Origin of the sequence: Saccharobesus litoralis (assembly GCF_003063625.1) — a bacterium.
Classification (GTDB): Bacteria; Pseudomonadota; Gammaproteobacteria; order Enterobacterales; family Alteromonadaceae; genus Saccharobesus; species Saccharobesus litoralis.
In genome coordinates, this window is the sequence record NZ_CP026604.1 from 1781507 (window position 1) to 1798865 (window position 17359).

Genomic DNA, 17359 nt, shown 5'->3' on the forward strand with positions numbered 1-17359 from the left:
TAAATATGCTTGATTTTAAACCTTTGGCTGGTTACATAAACTGATAAAAAATAAACGTTGAAAAGGTACAGGATGTATAAATTAACCATTTCATTATTGGCTGGTGTTGGCTTGGGTTATGGCGTTGCAGTGCTGACTCAGGGAACGGGAATGACTGAATTATCAAACCCTAATGCGCCTCAACTTGATGTAAAACCCGTTAATTTAGATAACGTTAAACGCGGCTTATCAAGCACTCACTCGCCAACGGATCCTCAATCAAAATCACCAGCTGTCTTTCAAGATGAATCTGAAGCAAAGGGCAATCAACATTCGCTGGATATTGCCGCGTCTTGGCAAGAGCAAGTTGCACTTATTCAAGCCAATACGGATTTATCTGCTGTTGATTCTCGTATTGAAATTTTAAAACTATTGTCAGGTTTACAAAAAGAGTCGGTTAGCGCCCAACAAGATTTTTTATTAGCCAATTTACACCCTAATAGCGATGCCAGCTTACGCGAAGCGTCTTTTCTTTTACTAAAAGACTTTGCCAAAAGACATCCAAGCTCAGCTGTTGATTTACTTAATATCATGACAGATGAGCAATTAGCTGACAGTGGTGCAGCCATTATGCATACGCTAACGCAAAACTCGGTAGATGTGGCCTATGAATGGTTAGTTAATGCGGATCTGGATAGAGTTAAGCAAGTGGACTCCAGTAAATTTGGTCATACTTTGCGCCGTATTTTATCCGTTGCAGCGCAAGACCCTAACATAGGTAAGCAAGCTTATCAGTTCGCTAAGCAGTCTGATTTATGGCTCAAGGCCAATCAGAAATATGCACTTAGGGATATTGCCAGCAGTTTAGCGCAGCAAGAGCCGTATTCTTTGCTCGATCAGGCCATGGCAGCAGGTAATGATAATGGACAATATGACATGATATTGGTTAGCGGGGCATTAACTGAAATTGCCAAGCAGGATGTATTATGGACCACAGACTTTTTAATTGATAACCCTAAAATAAATAATAAAGACATTAAACGGGACCTGATCCGCTCATTGACTCAAGCGGATAATCCAGAGCAGCTAAAGCAATTTTATCAAGCTATGCCAAGTCAGGATAAAGCCAATATTGCGGCTTATGCAGCGCAAGGTTATGCGCGAACCGACATGGAACAAAGTGTCGATTGGCTAAAGAAAATAGACAACCCGAAAAAACTCACCTCATCGCTTACGAGTATGTTAGTCACAGCTAAGTATAGCCAAGACATTTCTCTTAATGATCAAGTCAATATTGTTGAGCAACTATTGAATCAACATCCGCAAAATAAGGCATCTGCTTATAAACGACTTTATGCGAGTTTATCGCGTTCAGATAAAGCCCAAGCCAATGCATTAATTGAATTAGTGCCAGATGACGAAACCAACACCCGCCAGCAATTACAAGACTTTGCTAACCGCAGAAAACGCTAGGTTTGCCGGTGTAAAACCGGCTCCACAAGGTACATATTTGTCGGTTGAAATTTATTTCAACGAATGTGTACGTAGGGTGGATTTTATATCCACTAACCCTAACTGATTTAAGATACTCTAGGTTTGCCGGTGTAAAACCGGCCCCACAAAGTAGATGTTTTGTCGGTTGAAATTTATTTCAACAAATTTGCATGTAGGGTGGATTTTATATCCACTAACCCTAACTGATTTTAGAACCGCTAGGTTTGCCGGTGTAAAACCGGCCCCACAAGGTACATATTTGTCGGTTGAAATTTATTTCAACGAATCTGTATGTAGGGTGGATTTTATATCCACTAACCCTAACTGATTTAAGATACGCTAGGTTTGCCGGTGCAAAACCGGCCCCACAAGGTAGATGTTTTGTCGGTTGAAATTTATTTCAACGAATGTGTACGTAGGGTGGATTTTATATCCACTAACCCTAACTGATTTAAGATACTCTAGGTCTGCCGGTGTAAAACCGGCCCCACAAAGTAGATGTTTTGTCGGTTGAAATTTATTTCAACGAATTTGCATGTAGGGTGGATTTTATATCCACTAACCCTAACTGATTTTAGAACCGCTAGGTTTGCCGGTGTAAAACCGGCCCTAAAATAACTGCCATAACAAGGGTAGTAAGATGGCGGTGGCTAACGCGTTTAGTCCCATTGCAAGACCTGAAAATGCGCCAGCAACATCGTTCACTTGCAACGCTCTGGCGGTGCCAATGCCATGGCTAGCCGTGCCTAAAGCCATACCTAATGCTGCATTATCTTTGATTTTGATTAGTTTAACTATCCAAGGCCCAAGCATAGCACCTAAAATACCGGTAAGAATAACCAATACAGCAGTTAAAGACGCTAAGCCGCCCAATTGTTCTGAAATACCCATTGCCACAGGTGCGGTTATCGATTTGGGGGCTAAAGAAACAATAGATAACAATTTTGCATCTAATAACCATGCTATGCCAATTGCACTTACCGCTGCCGTCGACGAACCTATTAATAAGCTAGCGACAATAGCGCCTGCGGATTGTTTAATACGGTTGAACTGTTTATAGAGCGGAATAGCCAAGGCTACGGTAGCAGGCCCTAATAAAAAATGGATAAATTGTGCGCCTGTAAAATAGGTGTCATAACTGGTATTGGATAGCAATAGAAAAGACACAATAACCATAATGCTAATTAACACAGGGTTGAGCAGTGGGTTGAAATTAGCTTTTTTATAGATTTTATTTGCTAAAGCAAATACCGCCATGGTCATGGTTAAATGCAATAAAGGATTAGAACTTAAATAAACCCAAACATTTTGTTGCTCAGTCATGATGCAGTTTTCCTTTTTGCATTAATTTGTCATCTTTATTGAACATTGCCATGGAAAACGCGGTAACAATAATGGCGAGTATCGTACTAATAACGATAGCAACTGAAAGTGGCACGAGATCCGCTTTTAATAAAGATAAGTGGGTTATGACACCAACCCCAGCAGGTACAAACAGCAAAGACAAATTGCTTAATAAAAAACCACCAACACTTTCTAGTTTTTGCGGAACGCCACCTTTAATCACGAGGAACAAAAACAATAAGCCCATACCCACAACTGGACCCGGTAAGGGTGCACCAGTCGATATGACGAACAGCTCGCCCAAGAATTGGCAAAGCAAAATTAAGGTAAAATATTCAAACATGTAAGGCCTTGTGAAATAGCGCGTAGATATAGTCTTCTCGCTCAGGTTTTATGGTTCATTGTCAGCGCTTACTCTCGACTTTGGCTCCTGCGTCGTTCTACTACCTAAATCCCTTTAGGCAGCCCCAATCACATAGTAGAGCATATGCTCATGGGGTCTCGAAGCTTGACGGCTTCCCCTAAAACCTGATCGCTTTGACTATAGATATTTATGCAAGCAAATTATTAATTAGAGGCGCTGGATATTGATGAGTCAATCTGTATTGGCGGTATTATTTCGAATATTTATAGTCAGTGCAATCAGTCGGTTTATATTGATTGATTTGCGTCAACTGATAGCCGAAAGAAAGAATATTCGTAAGGTGGGAAAGTTAGAAAAACAAAAAAGCGCTACATCATATAGCGCTTTTTAGGCAATAAGGCGGCTGTGAGCGATTAGTGGCTCATTTCCACACTTTCAGTATCGATAGCACCATCGTTATCAACTTGTGATGGATCGCCATATCGCTTGAAGTACATAGAGGTAATAATAGGGACCAAAATAGAAGTTACGATCACACTTGTCGCGATCAATGCTGTTGCACTTTGCGCCGCGACAGCGAATTTAGGTTCGATGGCGGCAATAGCAGCAGGGTTAGCAATAGCGGCCCCCGCGGTAGAAGACGCAGCGACACCCGCTGTTCCGTTACCTTTACCAATCCAACGGTCAGCAAAAATCAGCGGAATACCTGTAATAACAATAACGGCAACACCTAATAAAATACCGAGTAAACCTGTATCAAAAATAACACCTAAGTTAATGGTGTTACCTAAGGCGAAACCAACAAATGGGATCATGATTGCACTGGCTCGACTAAAAAACTCGCGCAGACTAACGTCCAAGTTACCTAAAATAAAACCAGCAAGGAACGGCAATACCGCACCCACAAAGTGATGTAATTCGAATGTAGCGGCGCCGACTGAACCTAAAATTAGCATAGTCATAAGAGGGCCAGATTCTAAAGACATTAAAATAAAGGCGCCAGATTCTTCTTTTGAACCGTACTGGTTCATTAAACTGGCGTATAGGCCTCCATTAGTCATATCCATTGCCGAAACAATAGCAAGAGTTGATAAACCAGCAAATAAACCGGCTTCAATTCCGTGTTCAGGTAATAATGAGGCAGCAATAAGCGCAACAATCCAAGCAGTACCAATTTTAGTGACAACTAAAGTACCGGACTTACGTAACACGGTTCCAGTTGAACTTAGGTCGATGCTAGCGCCTATACAGAAAAACCAGACCGCAAGAATAGGTAAAATCCCAGTCATGATCCCTTTGGTGAATCCACCAAAATAATCCGCAGAATCCGGTGCTAAAGTGTTAATTACTGCGCCTAAAAATAGAGGGACTAACATCATACCGCCAGGTACACGTTCTACAGCTTGTTTTATCTTCATTGTTTTCTCTTTATCGTTAACTTGACCTAAGGAGCAAAACGGTTATTTCGCCATTTGCTCCAGTGAATTAAGTTCTACTTAAGATAATCGCATGCAATTAAAATACAATCCAGTCAAAAATGTTAATAAATAGTCATAAATAATCACAAATGTGTTTTGAAAAGTCATTGTTGGTTATAGAAAAAGGTTGTGAATGGGTGATTATTTTTAATAATTATAAGGGTTTACATAGATATGTTAGTTCCATATTTTAAACTTCATCTGATTTTTAATGATTTGTATTTTGGTAAATATATTGTAAAAGATTAAATCTGATTGTATTTTGCAGGTATAGTCTTCTCACTCAGATTTTATGGTTCATTGTCTGCGCTTACTCGCCCCAATCACATAATAGAGCATATGCTCATGGGGTCTCAAAGCTTGACGGCTTCCCCTAAAACCTGATCGCTTTGACTATATTTTGTCGATTGGTCTGATTTAGCGGGTTTTCAATATGACAATATTGCTTAAAGACAAAGCCAACGTACTCAATAAGAGGGAACTTACATGTTAAGTAAACCATATAAATCTTTAATTTTACTTGCTGCCATTTATTGTATTGGTTCAGCAAATGCCTCCATTTTTAAAGCGGATAAACATTACACGAGCAAGGAATACGAATTAGCGAAAAAAGGCTATTTAAACGCAGCTAAAGTAGGCAACCCACATGCATATTATCAACTTGGCCAAATGTATCGTCAGGGGCAAGGGGTAAAACCTGATTTGCTAAACGCCTTAATTTACTTTGCATTAGCAGAAGAATACGATTTTCATTCCTCGCAAAAAATACTAAATCAATTGCTAGAAAGTTTTACAGAAATTGAACGGCAGAAAATTATAGCCATCCTTGATGATTACAAACGCAACAATGGCAAAAGCCAGATTGAGCAAAAGTATTATCCTGAACTCATCGTAGCAAACCTGCAAAAGAAAGTGCTATTCGACGGTGAGTCTAAGTTGAAAACGCGCTTTTATGCAGATGAATATGATGCCGAAAATGAAATGTTAAATGCATCAGACTTTGGTTTTGATGATGAGGAATCAAATGACTTGTATGGCATTGTTTCGACTCCGAAACTACCTTATCTCATTGTTGACAACGACATTGGCCGTGACGGCTCGGTTAGATATGTGTCTGAAGTGCAAAAGAGTGGTTCCGTGACTTCTATTATTAAACAATACAAATTGTTTGCCGGTCCCAAGCCAACATTCGATGGTAAACCGGTAGAATTTGTTAATAGGGTGTCGATGGGCGCCGCTAATTTTGACCGGTTTGCCTTGATCCGAGAAAACGAGAAATTATATGGTGCCATTCTTAGAGCCAAGAAAAAACTGGTTAAAGACCAATCTCTTAAAAGCCAGTATGAGCTAGCGATGGCTTTGCAAAACTTCCCTTGGTTGGAGCAAGAAGAAGGAGAGGTTGAAAAACGATTATTGGATTTATCTAAACAAGGCCACCCCAGTGCTATGTTTGAATATGGTGCTAAGTTGTATCGTGAACAGCGCGATTTAGACAGTGCGGTTAAATGGATATCAAGAGCCAGCAGTTACGGATTGGCTCGCGCTGAGTATCGTTTAGGTAAATTACTCACAACTAGCCCTTGGGTTAAACAAGACGAGAAAAAAGCGTTATTTTGGTTTGAATCGGCAATGGTAAAAGATCATATTGCCGCGACCATTAAAGTTATCGAATTAAAATTATTAGCAAAAGATAAATCGCTACATGATCTGGATACAGCGATTAAATTACTGGAAAAAATAGAAAGTTCGCAAACCAGTAATCCAGAATATTTTTATCTTTTATCCTTGTCGCATATTGATCGAAAAAATCGTGATTACACTCAGGTGATCGCTAATTTGGAACACGCCATCACTTTGGCATCGCGTTTTGATTGGGATGTAGCTGAATGGGAGTCGTTACTGGGTAGATTAACACAAGGCACAGTTTATATTACGGAGTAGGGCGTTGGAACAAAAGTTGGCCGATATTTAAAGCCATGTGATCCACCCTCATTAACTTAAATAAACCCCCTTTACACAAGGATAGACGTTATCACTCTATAGCTAGAGACAAGATACAAGGGGGTATTTCACATCGACAATAGCCGCCAAACTTTTCTCCTGTAGGCGAGCATTTATGCCAATGTCGTTAACTTAAGCCAACGTAGGTTGGTGCTTGCTTATATGGATATAAGTAGCTGGGATTTGTCTGGAACAAAAATCCCTAGAGCTTGCGAAGCCCAACACAAGCCGCGGTTTTGTTGGGCTTCATTCTTCAGCCCAACCTTCTATGAAGGACAGGAAGTCAATACCCAACCTTTAATTTATAAAAATCTCTTATGCTCTTTCTTCAAACCATAAGCTTTTTCCCATTTTTGAAGTTAATCAATTGCCCAGATTAATTTATTCGTGCTACTCAACATCAAGTGTGAGCGCAACCACCTTCTATCCGTTCCAGCCCTAAGCTGGCTACCTCAAACTGCATTCGTATGTGCAGTGAAATCTGGTTGAAGGTGCCCCTTCTACAAAAACGGTCAAGCTTGGCTTACCAAGGTTGGGCACGAGCACCTTCTCACAATCGTTAACGTTAATTCCTTATGTGTTTGTTGTCATTTGTGACTGCCTCTGTGCAATTAACCTTCCGTTAATTGTGCACCCTCGGGAATAACACCATGCTCAAGGTAACGCCACAGAGCCACTAATAATTTTCTCGCGAGCGCGACTATTCCCACTCTTCGCATCCGCTTGCTGCCTTTGTCAAAGCGCTCCTTAAACCATTGACTTAATTTGCTGCCTTTTTGGTAACGTAACCACAGCCAAGCAAACTCTATCATGACCTTGCGCACCCGCTTATTGCCTGCTTTACTTATTCCCTGTTCGCGTTGGCTGTCTCCGCTGTCATAAGGTGTTGGAGTTAATCCCGCACAACTCCCCACTTGCTTAGCGTTTTTGAAATCTCGCCAGCTAAAAAATTCTGCAACTAAGTACCAACTGGTTTGCCATCCTACGGCTTTGAGTTGCATCATTTGCTCTATCTGTTTTTCCATACTGCCGTCTTGGGCTTGGGTAACTCGCTCTTTTTGTAACGCTTCAAGTTCTTTCACTTGATTATCTACCATGACATAGCGCTCGTATTCGCGTTGTAATTCGTTCTTCGTATCAACTGGAATGTCATACCCCGTGACGGCGCCTTTAAGTTTAGGCAGTAATGTTTTTAAATCTTTTATGTTTGCTAGCCGTATGCCATGCAGAAAAAGTAAAGATTTTATCCTTGTTGAATGCGCCCCTCGCTCTTCGATTAATCGCCCTCGTTCGCGTTGTAATCGTCGTTTATCTTCTTGCTCAATAGTCGGGACTCTAACAGGCCTCATTGCCGTCAAATCACCTGAACAATAACGAATGAGTAGTCTGTTTAAGGCTTTTACGTCCACACCATCACTTTTGACTTGGCGTTGACGCCGATTCACTTCAATAGCGGCTGAGTCAATCACATAATTGGTGATATTTTCTTTTTCCAATGCTCTGTGTATCCAAAACCCATCTCGACCCGCTTCGTAACAGCTAAAAACCGGACAGTCTGGTGTGCATTTTAGTTTTTCTTTTGCCAGTTCAATTTCTGCAAGTAGGCTATTCCAATCACCAGCATCAATCGTTTTCTGTCTGAGCTTAACTTTATTACTAAATCCTAGCTTCCAGCTTTTTGCACTTAATTCAAAAGCAAGGTACAAAATATTTGAATTTGCGTTATCTTTATCTTGAAGGACAGTATTCATCTTTATTCACCTTTTTTGGTTTTGTCACCTTAAGGTTAGTCGATATACTGTCCTTCATAGTTTCTACCAGAAATCGTTAACTTAATGGCATTGGCATTCATGCTTGCAGAACCTGCAAATTGTTCTACCCAAGAGAGCAAGTTTATAACTTTTAGATGGTTTGACGCTTGTTGCTTGAAATGCTGAATAGTTACCAAATCTTAAGAATAAACTATGTGATTGGGGTTGCCTAAAGGGACTTAGGTAGTAGGACGACGCAGGTGTCAAAGTCGAGAGTAAGCGCTGACAATGAACCATAAGACCTGAGCGAGAAGACTATATTGTCCGCTACGGAAACCCGCCGTCACCCACGTTCGCTTTGACTATACTACTTATCTACAGGCATTAAAAACTTTCAATTAACGTGTTTTTTACAACTGGCCAATAAATTATAGGTTCGCTTTATCTATTTAGCATTAATAGCAAAACTGAAATTTTTTGTGATTGTTTATTTTCATTTGTGCAAAAAGTAGACGTAATTTACAACATTGGGTTGACTATAAATGACTATTTATGACACTATGTTTATATTATGTGAATAAAATTGACCCTTTATTTAACAAAGTAGGGGGTAGCAATTTTAAATAATCACAGCTTTTCGTTGTAGAGGGTAAATTTCTCTACAACCTAAAATTACGTTACTAGCATGATTAGGAACTATTAATGAAGACAACCATAACTAAAAAAGCGCTACTTCTTAGCAGCTCTGCCAGCGTACTGATGACTATGTTCGCTCCGTCAGTTTTAGCAGAAGAAGTAAAAGCAGCGATAGAAAGACAGCAACAAGAAACAGAAGTGATTGAAGTGAGTGGTGTTCGAGGTTCATTGGAGTCAGCACTACTTGAAAAACGTGAAGCGCTATCAATTATCGACGCCATTTCCGCTAAAGATATGGATGCTTTACCAGCACTAGATTTAGGTGAAGCCATGCAGTCTATCCCTGGCGTTCAGTTAAATACTGACGATTCTGGCCGTAACTCCAATATTACCTTACGTGGTTTACCAGGTGGTTACGCCAAAACAATGGCTGAAGGTCAGTCATTTGCTATTCCAAGTCGCAGTAAAGGGGTTGTGGGTGCATCAAATCCTTTTGGTTCGTTCGAAGCCAGTGTATTTGATGGCGTAACCGTTGTTAAAGCGCCAACGGCTGACTTACAAGAAGGCGGCATGGCTGGTGTGGTAAATAAAAAATTACAACGCGCGCTAGGTTCAAAAGACGGTAAATTCTCACTAGGCATAAATGGCCGCTGGGAAGAACTGACTAATGATTGGAATAAGGGTTTCAAATTATCCGGTTCAAAGCACATTATCAAAGACAAATTAGCGTTTGCCTTTAAAGCAGCAGGCTCTGTACAAGAATTCCGTAGTGATACAGCCAACTTCACTGATTATATCGCGTTAAACTCAATTCAAGATCATCAAACCGTTGATACTAACTTTATCAGCCGCGCAGATCTTGAAGCTTATAAAGCAGAGCATAACATTAACGCCCCGCTTTCGGTTATTAAAACCATAGGTAAGGCGCATCAGGTTACCGTTAACAATCGCGGTGATCGTTTCTCTACAACCGGTAATATCGAATGGAAACCATTTGATTCATTAAAAGTCGGTGCCAACTTCCTTTACACAAAAAAGGAAATGCATAACAGCAATATGGAAGACGTACTGTTTTCGATTGATCGCTCGGGTAAAAATAATACGCAGCGCGTCACTGAATTAGGTACTCCGATTCAAATCGATTCAACGGCCAACCCAGATTATATAGAAGGCGTACATAACCCTGACTTAGCCATGATCCCGACTTATGTGGTCAGTAGTGCTAAGCTAAGCAATGTTTCCTATAAACCATCAAACCGTTTAAATCGTTCAGTTGATGAAGCTAAAGGTATCTTTGTTTACGCAAATTACACTAGTGATGACTGGTTAATTGATACAACCTTTGCTAAATCAGAGTCAGTCAGTGAAGGCATAAACAACGGTTACGACCTTCGTTTATCCAACAAATCACATAGTACCTATAGTGATATGGACACTGGCGAGCGTTTATCTTACGCACCAACCGGTATTGATGGCACCATCTATACTGGTGAAGGCGATATGACAAAAGCCTACGCGACTGTCACAGGTTTGGATAGTTACAATTATTCTGATGTCAACGGTGTTTTACAACAAACCGATGCTGACGGTAATTTGCTTTATGATTTAGGTGATCAATCTTGGCAGCGCTTTGCCAATGGTTGGCGAAGAGCTGGGCTAACTCAGTTTGGTCCTAGCCTTGACCCTAAAATTAATCCAGCTAACTTTGACGATTACCCCGAAGATTTCTTTTATGATAAAGCCGTTGCTGCACTTCAAGCTGCAAATAAAGAGCTAACCGCAGAAAATATCGCCGAAGAAGAAGCGAATCAAAAAAGCAAAGTTGGCGGTAAGTCGCTTGATTTTTATATAAATGGCACAGTAGAACGTCCTGAACGTGTGATGGATTCAGCTGAAATTAATTTTGAACGTTACACAGATTTAGGTGGTGATGCTTTCACATTAACCAGTGTTAAATTTGGTGCTCGTCACTCTCGTGAAACCCTAGAAGCCTATAACATGCGAATTGGCGGCGGTGGTGTTAACATGACTAATATCACAGGGGATGACTTCTATAAAGCTGGCTTAACGTCTGACAGTGAAAATGAATATTTCAACGGCGACTACCCAGGTCATTTTGGTTCAGATGCCGGTTGGTTGGTGCTTGATTCCAGAAACTTAACAGCGGTTCTGCAAGACGGTTTAGTTGCCTATGATGGCGACGGTAATGTGGATGAAGCCCTACATATTATCCCAGAAACTGGTTTTGCTAACCGTTTAAGTACTCAAGAAAATACCAAAGTTAACGAAAAATTCCGTGATAACTTTAGTGCCGATCAAGCCATCAATGCTGCTTACTTTATGGGTAAATTTGCAGGTGAAATAGGCGGATTTACCTACTCTGGTAACGCAGGTTTGCGTTATGTTGAAACCTCAAACGATGTTATCGGTCAAGGCTTTAATATCGACGGTAATCCGATCCGCGTATTAACAGAAACTGACTACACCAATACCTTACCTTCATTCAACTTAGCGGTTGATTTACATGATGATGTCGTATTACGTACTGCTTATTCAAAGGCGTTAGTCCGTCCTAACCTATTATCGCAAGTGCCCAGCCCGATTTATACTTTTGATGAAAACCGCGTAAAAGTAGAAAACTCGAAAGCAGAAGTACTGCCTTATACGTCAAATAACTATGACTTGTCCTTAGCTTGGTATAACCGTGAAGGTTCATCAATTTCTGCTGGTTTCTTTTACAAAGAAATTGAAGGCAAAATTGTCACAGAAACTATCTGTCCAATTGGCAATGAAGCAGCATGGGGTGTAGGCGAAGTTGCTCTTAACGACCAACGACAGTGTGAAGAAGTGGGTGAGTACGTTGATCCGGAAACAGGCGATGTTTACAACGGCCGTATCGTCAATGTAAAAGCGACCTACAACAGCGACATTCCTGTCAAGCTTTACGGCTATGAATTATCTGTGCAGCAAAAATTGGATTTCTTGTCTTATCCGTGGAACGGTTTTGGTGGCAAGTTGAACTTCACCAAGATTGACCTAGATGAAGGTGGCGGGATCCCAATGACCAAAATTTCCCCTCACACGGCTAACTTAATTGCGTACTGGGAAAACCATGGTTTTAGTATTCAAACTATCTACAACTGGCAAGACGAAAAGCTGTTAAGTACAGGCAATGAGTCTGGCACTTTCTTAGGCACTGATGCTCGTACGCAGACCGCAGGCGGCCGCTGGGACTTATCTGCCAGATACAGATTCCGCAAGAGCCTTAAAGGCTTAGCACTAAACCTTAAAGTAATGAACCTGAATAACCGTCAAGAGTATGAATATATCGGAGGCAATGATAGAGCCATTAGCCGTATTCGTTATCAAGGGCGTATCGTTTCTGTTGGCATGAGCTACAGCTTTTAACTGACAGTCTAATTTAGATGATTCATTACGCGTGCGTATCACGGCTTAATAGCCCTGTACGCAGCATAAGAAGATAAGATTTACAGGAATAATCCTATGAAAAAACAAATTTTAGCCATGTCGGTTATAGCTGCTTTAGCTGGGTGTGATCTTGATAACAAAGACGCATTACAAGTGCCTGCAACTTTTGGTAACGACTTTACAACAGAGGTAGGCGCACAAGGTACAACGGGTAAAGGTTTTACCGTTGATTTAACAACGGGACATGGTAATGCAAATGGTACTTTCATCGTTAACGACGTTAACTTTGGTGAAGCTGAGCCGAATTACGATCTAACACCTGAAGCCATGTACGGTACTTTTACCCTTGAGTACCTTCAATCGGGTTATGCCTCATGGACTTATGATTTGGATGAAACCCATCCAGACGTCGCGGCGATTTTAGATAACCCAGACGCTTCACTGACAGAAGAACTAACAATCACCACTAAAGATGGTTCGACTCAAGCGATCACTATTAACATTGTCGGGGTAGACCCAACATTGCCTGCAGAAATTGCAGGCGCATTGGTCGCAAACCCGTCTATCAGAAATACTTCAGCCTTCGGTGCCACCTCCATTTACGATCCAAACTTTAATCAGTCTAAGTTTGTTGCCAATGCGACGTATGATCCTTCCACAGACAAGGTCACACCAATGAAGGATGACAATGGCAATACGTTCGGTATTGTCTCTGATAATGGTTACGGTTCACTCTATATTGCAGAATCAGGTGACTGGGAGTTCAAGGTTAATAAAAAAGCCAAAGTACCAGGTGATGATACTAAAACACTTGCCGATTTATTACCTTTACCAGACAGTGACCCAGTATCAGATTCGGTTACCATAACCTCTGTTGATGGCACCACAAAAACCATTCAAGTCAATATTTATGGCGCTGTGCCTAACTTTGCGCCAGAGATCCTTAGCTACACAGATAAAGATAGTCAGTTTGAAGTAATGATGTCGCAATTAGGCGTAAATGATGGGCAATCAGGCAATGGTAAAATTACCTTTAAAGTCAAAGTTACTGAAGACATTGCCAGAAAAGCCACTTTATCTTTTGGTTGTAGTCGTAACTTCCACGACAGTGAGAACCGAAGAGTCGTGACATTCTATATTCAGCCAACTGGCGAATTACAAATGTGGGCAGCCGAACTTAATCCTGGGATTAAGCCGTCTAACCGTGAAACCAGTGGTATCTATCCAAGTACTATAGTGACAGATATAGTGACCTTTGATCAGAGCTTAGTGCCTGGTGAATGGTCTGAATTTACCATGACTTGGCAGGGCGCAAAACTGGGAACCAAAGCTTTACTTCATGCATGGCTTGATGGTGAAGCGTTAACCTCTGATCATTATCAGATGCCAACTAACCCTGCCGATGGCTTTGTCGGCCCAACCCTTGCCGGTAAGTTGCCTACCATGTGTATGAATCAGTTCCGTTTCTATGTCGATGCAGATGAGCAAAATGGCGGTATTGGCGCGCTGTTAGTTGATGACATTCAATACTATTTAGATGTCGACGCTAATCCTAAAAAAGATTCTGCAAACGCCAAACTTAACGAGAGTTTTGCTAACAACGTCGTTGGCGATATTGTCAAAGATATTATCGTTAAAAATAAGACGCCATACGCTGCTTCTAGCGAAGAACTAAAAATTGCACGCGATTGATAAAGAATAAGAAATAGGTTAATTCAATGAAACAGACATTATTATCATTATCCATTATTGCTGCATTAAGTGCTTGTAGCAGCGATGACGACAAAGTTACCGAACAATCAGCAGCAGCTCCTGAGTTTTTTGTTACTGATAGTGAAGGCAATAAAACATCAGTTGAAACATTTGAAACCGTAGCCACTAAACAGTTAAACCCTGAAGGCACCTATGAAATTTCAGATGCTAACAATGGCCAGTCTCTTTATATGCCATTGGAAGCCGTAGGCACTTATGGTGAATTATCGTTCAATAGTGCCGGTGACTGGTCTTACACACTTTGGCGTGGCAAAGAGTTTTCAGCCACGCCGGAACATGCAAGTGTCACAGATTTAGTTAAAGCTGGCTTACCTGATTTAACCGATACATTCGAGATTAAAACAGCAGATGGCACGACTAAACAGTTTAAAGTGATCATCAGAGGTATTGATGAAGACGCGACTTTCTCAGGTAACATTGAAAAAGCGGTGTCACGTGATACAGGCAAAGGCAATACTAACGGTACGGTAAATGTAGCTGACGCAAACCCTGCTGAAGCTGACTTCTTACCTGCCTCAGCCCAGCCAAATGTCGCTGATGGCGCAACCGAGGAAACTGCGACTATTCAAGGCATGTATGGCCAAATTACCATTAAGGTGATTAAAAAGATTGAAGCCGTGGCGGCTGATCCAGACAATGGGGTCGCAGCGGTTAAAGGCGTTGCAGGTAAAGTTGAGTGGACTTATGACCTTGACGAGATGCATGCGGATGTTGTCGCGCTGCCTGATTCTAGCCAAACCTTATCTGACACTTTCACTCTAGTGTCGGCTGATGGTACAGAGCAAGTGGTTACTGTATTAGTGTTAGGTGCAGATCCAATTGCTGCGACTTTCACTGGTGATGCTAAATTAACAGCGGTTGAAGGCGAAGCCGGTCAATTTACCGGTAAAGTTGGCGGTAATGTTGGCTCTCTTGTTAGTGCTATTTCGGTTGAAGATCCAAACTATGAAGAGGAATTCTTTAAACCGCTTGACGTAACCGCAACTGAGTTTGGTAGTGTATCAATTGATGCAGCGGGTCTATTCACTTACAACGTCGACTACAGTAAAGATGCAGTTAAGGCATTGTTTTCTAATGACTTACTCGACCCATTACCGACCATTGTAGACACGCTTAGCTTTGAAACTATCGATGGCACACTTGCGACTGTTAAGTTAACCATTGAAGGTGCGCAATTAGTGCCAGCTGTGATAGATGGGCTTCCCGTTGTTGAAAATGGGGTTTCAAGCACAACTGTCGATATGGAAGCGAATGAAGCGTTTGGCACATTAAGTATTACTGATGTCAACAAGTGGCAAGCGTCGTTTGAGGCAACAAGCTATGCAACAACGTATGGTTCATTCACTATTAATAGCACAGGTAATTGGAGCTATAAATTAAGTGACGCAACCATCACTTTACTTGAAGCTGGATCCTTAACGCTACCTGTTACTGATAATATTACAGTGGATGCGCTTGATGGTACTGAAGTGACATTACCTGTCAGTATCAAAGAGTTTGTACCAGCCAATAATAGGTACCTACAGCTTTCCAGTAAAGGCGGCACTCAAGGCATTACCAATATTGACGGCTTTGGTAAGCAACCTAAAGGTAAGCTGACGTTAGACGTGCGTATGACGGATGGACCAGACGTAGGTTATGTTCAATTATTCGGCGCAAATTCAAACAACCCAGCAACAGCAATGGTTAATTTACAGTTGAAGTCTTCAGGTGTTATTGATATCGATAAAATCAACGATGAAGCGCCAGAAGTTAAATACACAGCGGGTGAATGGTTCCCTGTAGAATTGACTTGGGACTCGACGCAAACGCCTGCGCAAATGTCGGTCAGTGTCGATGGTAAATTAGTCAGTGACTTTGCGACGCCATCTACAGCTACTTCTTCGCTTGCAGAGGGGGCTTTCCGTATTTCATTACGTTGTGGGAGAGGAACAGACGTGCCTCCAACCCAGTGTCACTTTGATAACCTCAAAATCACGCATATGTCTGATGATGGTGATGCGGTTGCTCTGAATGAAAAATTCCAGGATATGGATGTAGGTGATATCGATGTATCAGATAATATTTCGTTAGCTAATGGTGGCAGATTCAAGAAGCATACTACTGGTTACAAGCACGTGAATTCTGAAATATTAGAAGATGGCGGCGCACCTTCAACTCAATATGCTCAGCTAACTCATGACTCGGGTTATGGTTTGTTAAGAGTTGATTTACCCGCGCAAATCCCTACAGGTAAAGCAGTCGTTCGCGTTAAGGTAACGGATCCAGTTCAATCGGCTTACTTAAGCTTATTTGGTAATACGGGTGAACAATCGCGTGCCATGGTGGATCTAAACTTGAAAACCGATGGTTCAACGCAATTGCGCGGTGTTCAATCACGTTTAGTGACTTTTGATAAAAACCAAAGAACTTATGAAAACATTAACTTAGATCAGTCACACACTAAAGGTGAGTGGAACACGATTGAAATGACATGGGACGCAACTAACGCGGTTAATGATACTGCAGATGGTGGTGTTGGTGGTGTTATGCCAATCGTGACTATGACGATCAATGGTGAAAAAGTCAGTGATGGCGCAGGCGGTAAAATTACTGACGGTGCTTTTGATTCACCTTCTTTTATCTCTAGCAACGTAGTTAATGGCGTGAAAATGCTGGGCTTCAAATGTGGTACGAGTGCTAACGCTAATGCTGGTACATGCGACATTGATGACATCAAAATTTACCAAGATGTTGCCGGCAAACAGATGATATTTTCTCAATCTTTTGAGAAATCAGATCTCGGTACTGTTGCTAAAGGTGATATTCCAGCAAAAGACGAGGTGGGTCATGACACTGCCAAATATGGTGACTCGCGCTTAGTGACTGTAGTGGAAGTTAAATAAAGAAATTTTTTAGTCAAATTTAACGTTAAAAGCGCTACTAACGCTTAGTTAGTAGCGCTTTTTTTATTTATGTTGCTAGTGAAAAGCTGCAAGTGAAATGTCGATACCCTTGTAACTACACTTGTAACTATTCAGTATTTCAAGCTGCAGACTTTAGCCCTTCCTAAAGTTACAAAACAATAAGCCTTTTTGTAGGCAACACTTAGTTTCTCCCTCGCAACTTCT

9 protein-coding genes are annotated in these 17359 nt (G+C 41.3%); 5 read left to right on the forward strand and 4 right to left on the reverse strand.

The features are described from left to right. Positions 1 to 72 precede the first annotated feature (72 nt). Entirely contained in the window at positions 73 to 1452 is a 1380-nt protein-coding gene (locus C2869_RS06240; protein ID WP_108602134.1) for a hypothetical protein, read from the forward strand. Positions 1453 to 2082: 630 nt separating this feature from the next. Here the strand turns inward: C2869_RS06240 and C2869_RS06245 are convergent. From C2869_RS06245 to kdgT, 3 genes are all read right to left on the reverse strand, one after another. Then, positions 2083 to 2796: an LrgB family protein gene (locus C2869_RS06245; RefSeq protein ID WP_108602135.1), complete on the reverse strand. Its 714-nt coding sequence runs from the start codon at positions 2794 to 2796 to the stop codon at positions 2083 to 2085. Beyond that, positions 2789 to 3160: a CidA/LrgA family protein gene (locus C2869_RS06250; protein WP_108602136.1), complete on the reverse strand. Its 372-nt coding sequence runs from the start codon at positions 3158 to 3160 to the stop codon at positions 2789 to 2791. Before C2869_RS06250 ends, C2869_RS06245 begins: the two co-directional genes overlap by 8 nt. Before the next feature lie 434 nt (positions 3161 to 3594). Then, the gene (gene kdgT / locus C2869_RS06255; protein ID WP_108602137.1) at positions 3595 to 4599 is read right to left on the reverse strand and encodes a 2-keto-3-deoxygluconate transporter; all 1005 of its coding nucleotides are present in this window, start codon (positions 4597 to 4599) and stop codon (positions 3595 to 3597) included. Between the two features lie 546 nt (positions 4600 to 5145). On the opposite strand from kdgT, the gene C2869_RS06260 reads away from it, so the two are divergent. Next, complete coding sequence (locus tag C2869_RS06260; RefSeq protein ID WP_108602138.1) at positions 5146 to 6600, forward strand: tetratricopeptide repeat protein; 1455 nt, start codon at positions 5146 to 5148, stop codon at positions 6598 to 6600. Positions 6601 to 7271: 671 nt separating this feature from the next. Here the strand turns inward: C2869_RS06260 and C2869_RS06265 are convergent. Next, positions 7272 to 8411 carry an IS110 family RNA-guided transposase gene (locus tag C2869_RS06265; RefSeq protein WP_108601389.1) on the reverse strand — a complete coding sequence of 380 codons (1140 nt, stop codon included), beginning with the start codon at positions 8409 to 8411 and terminating at the stop codon, positions 7272 to 7274. Between the two features lie 702 nt (positions 8412 to 9113). Here C2869_RS06265 and C2869_RS06270 point away from each other — a divergent pair. The 3 genes from C2869_RS06270 (at position 9114) to C2869_RS06280 (ending at position 17134) form a co-directional block, all read left to right on the forward strand. After that, a complete protein-coding gene (locus tag C2869_RS06270; RefSeq protein ID WP_108602139.1) occupies positions 9114 to 12455 on the forward strand; it encodes a TonB-dependent receptor in 3342 nt (1113 codons plus the stop codon). Between the two features lie 96 nt (positions 12456 to 12551). Next, entirely contained in the window at positions 12552 to 14168 is a 1617-nt protein-coding gene (locus C2869_RS06275) for a VCBS domain-containing protein (RefSeq protein ID WP_108602140.1), read from the forward strand. A 26-nt stretch (positions 14169 to 14194) separates the two neighbouring features. Beyond that, entirely contained in the window at positions 14195 to 17134 is a 2940-nt protein-coding gene (locus tag C2869_RS06280; RefSeq protein ID WP_108602141.1) for a VCBS domain-containing protein, read from the forward strand. Positions 17135 to 17359 lie beyond the last annotated feature (225 nt).

Bases quoted from the DNA above. Each gene is read 5' to 3' on its own strand.
- C2869_RS06240 (WP_108602134.1), top strand. From the start codon at position 73: ATGTATAAATTAACCATTTCATTATTGGCTGGTGTTGGCTTGGGTTAT.
- C2869_RS06245 (WP_108602135.1), bottom strand. From the start codon at position 2,796: ATGACTGAGCAACAAAATGTTTGGGTTTATTTAAGTTCTAATCCTTTA.
- C2869_RS06250 (WP_108602136.1), bottom strand. From the start codon at position 3,160: ATGTTTGAATATTTTACCTTAATTTTGCTTTGCCAATTCTTGGGCGAG.
- kdgT (WP_108602137.1), bottom strand. From the start codon at position 4,599: ATGAAGATAAAACAAGCTGTAGAACGTGTACCTGGCGGTATGATGTTA.
- C2869_RS06260 (WP_108602138.1), top strand. From the start codon at position 5,146: ATGTTAAGTAAACCATATAAATCTTTAATTTTACTTGCTGCCATTTAT.
- C2869_RS06265 (WP_108601389.1), bottom strand. From the start codon at position 8,411: ATGAATACTGTCCTTCAAGATAAAGATAACGCAAATTCAAATATTTTG.
- C2869_RS06270 (WP_108602139.1), top strand. From the start codon at position 9,114: ATGAAGACAACCATAACTAAAAAAGCGCTACTTCTTAGCAGCTCTGCC.
- C2869_RS06275 (WP_108602140.1), top strand. From the start codon at position 12,552: ATGAAAAAACAAATTTTAGCCATGTCGGTTATAGCTGCTTTAGCTGGG.
- C2869_RS06280 (WP_108602141.1), top strand. From the start codon at position 14,195: ATGAAACAGACATTATTATCATTATCCATTATTGCTGCATTAAGTGCT.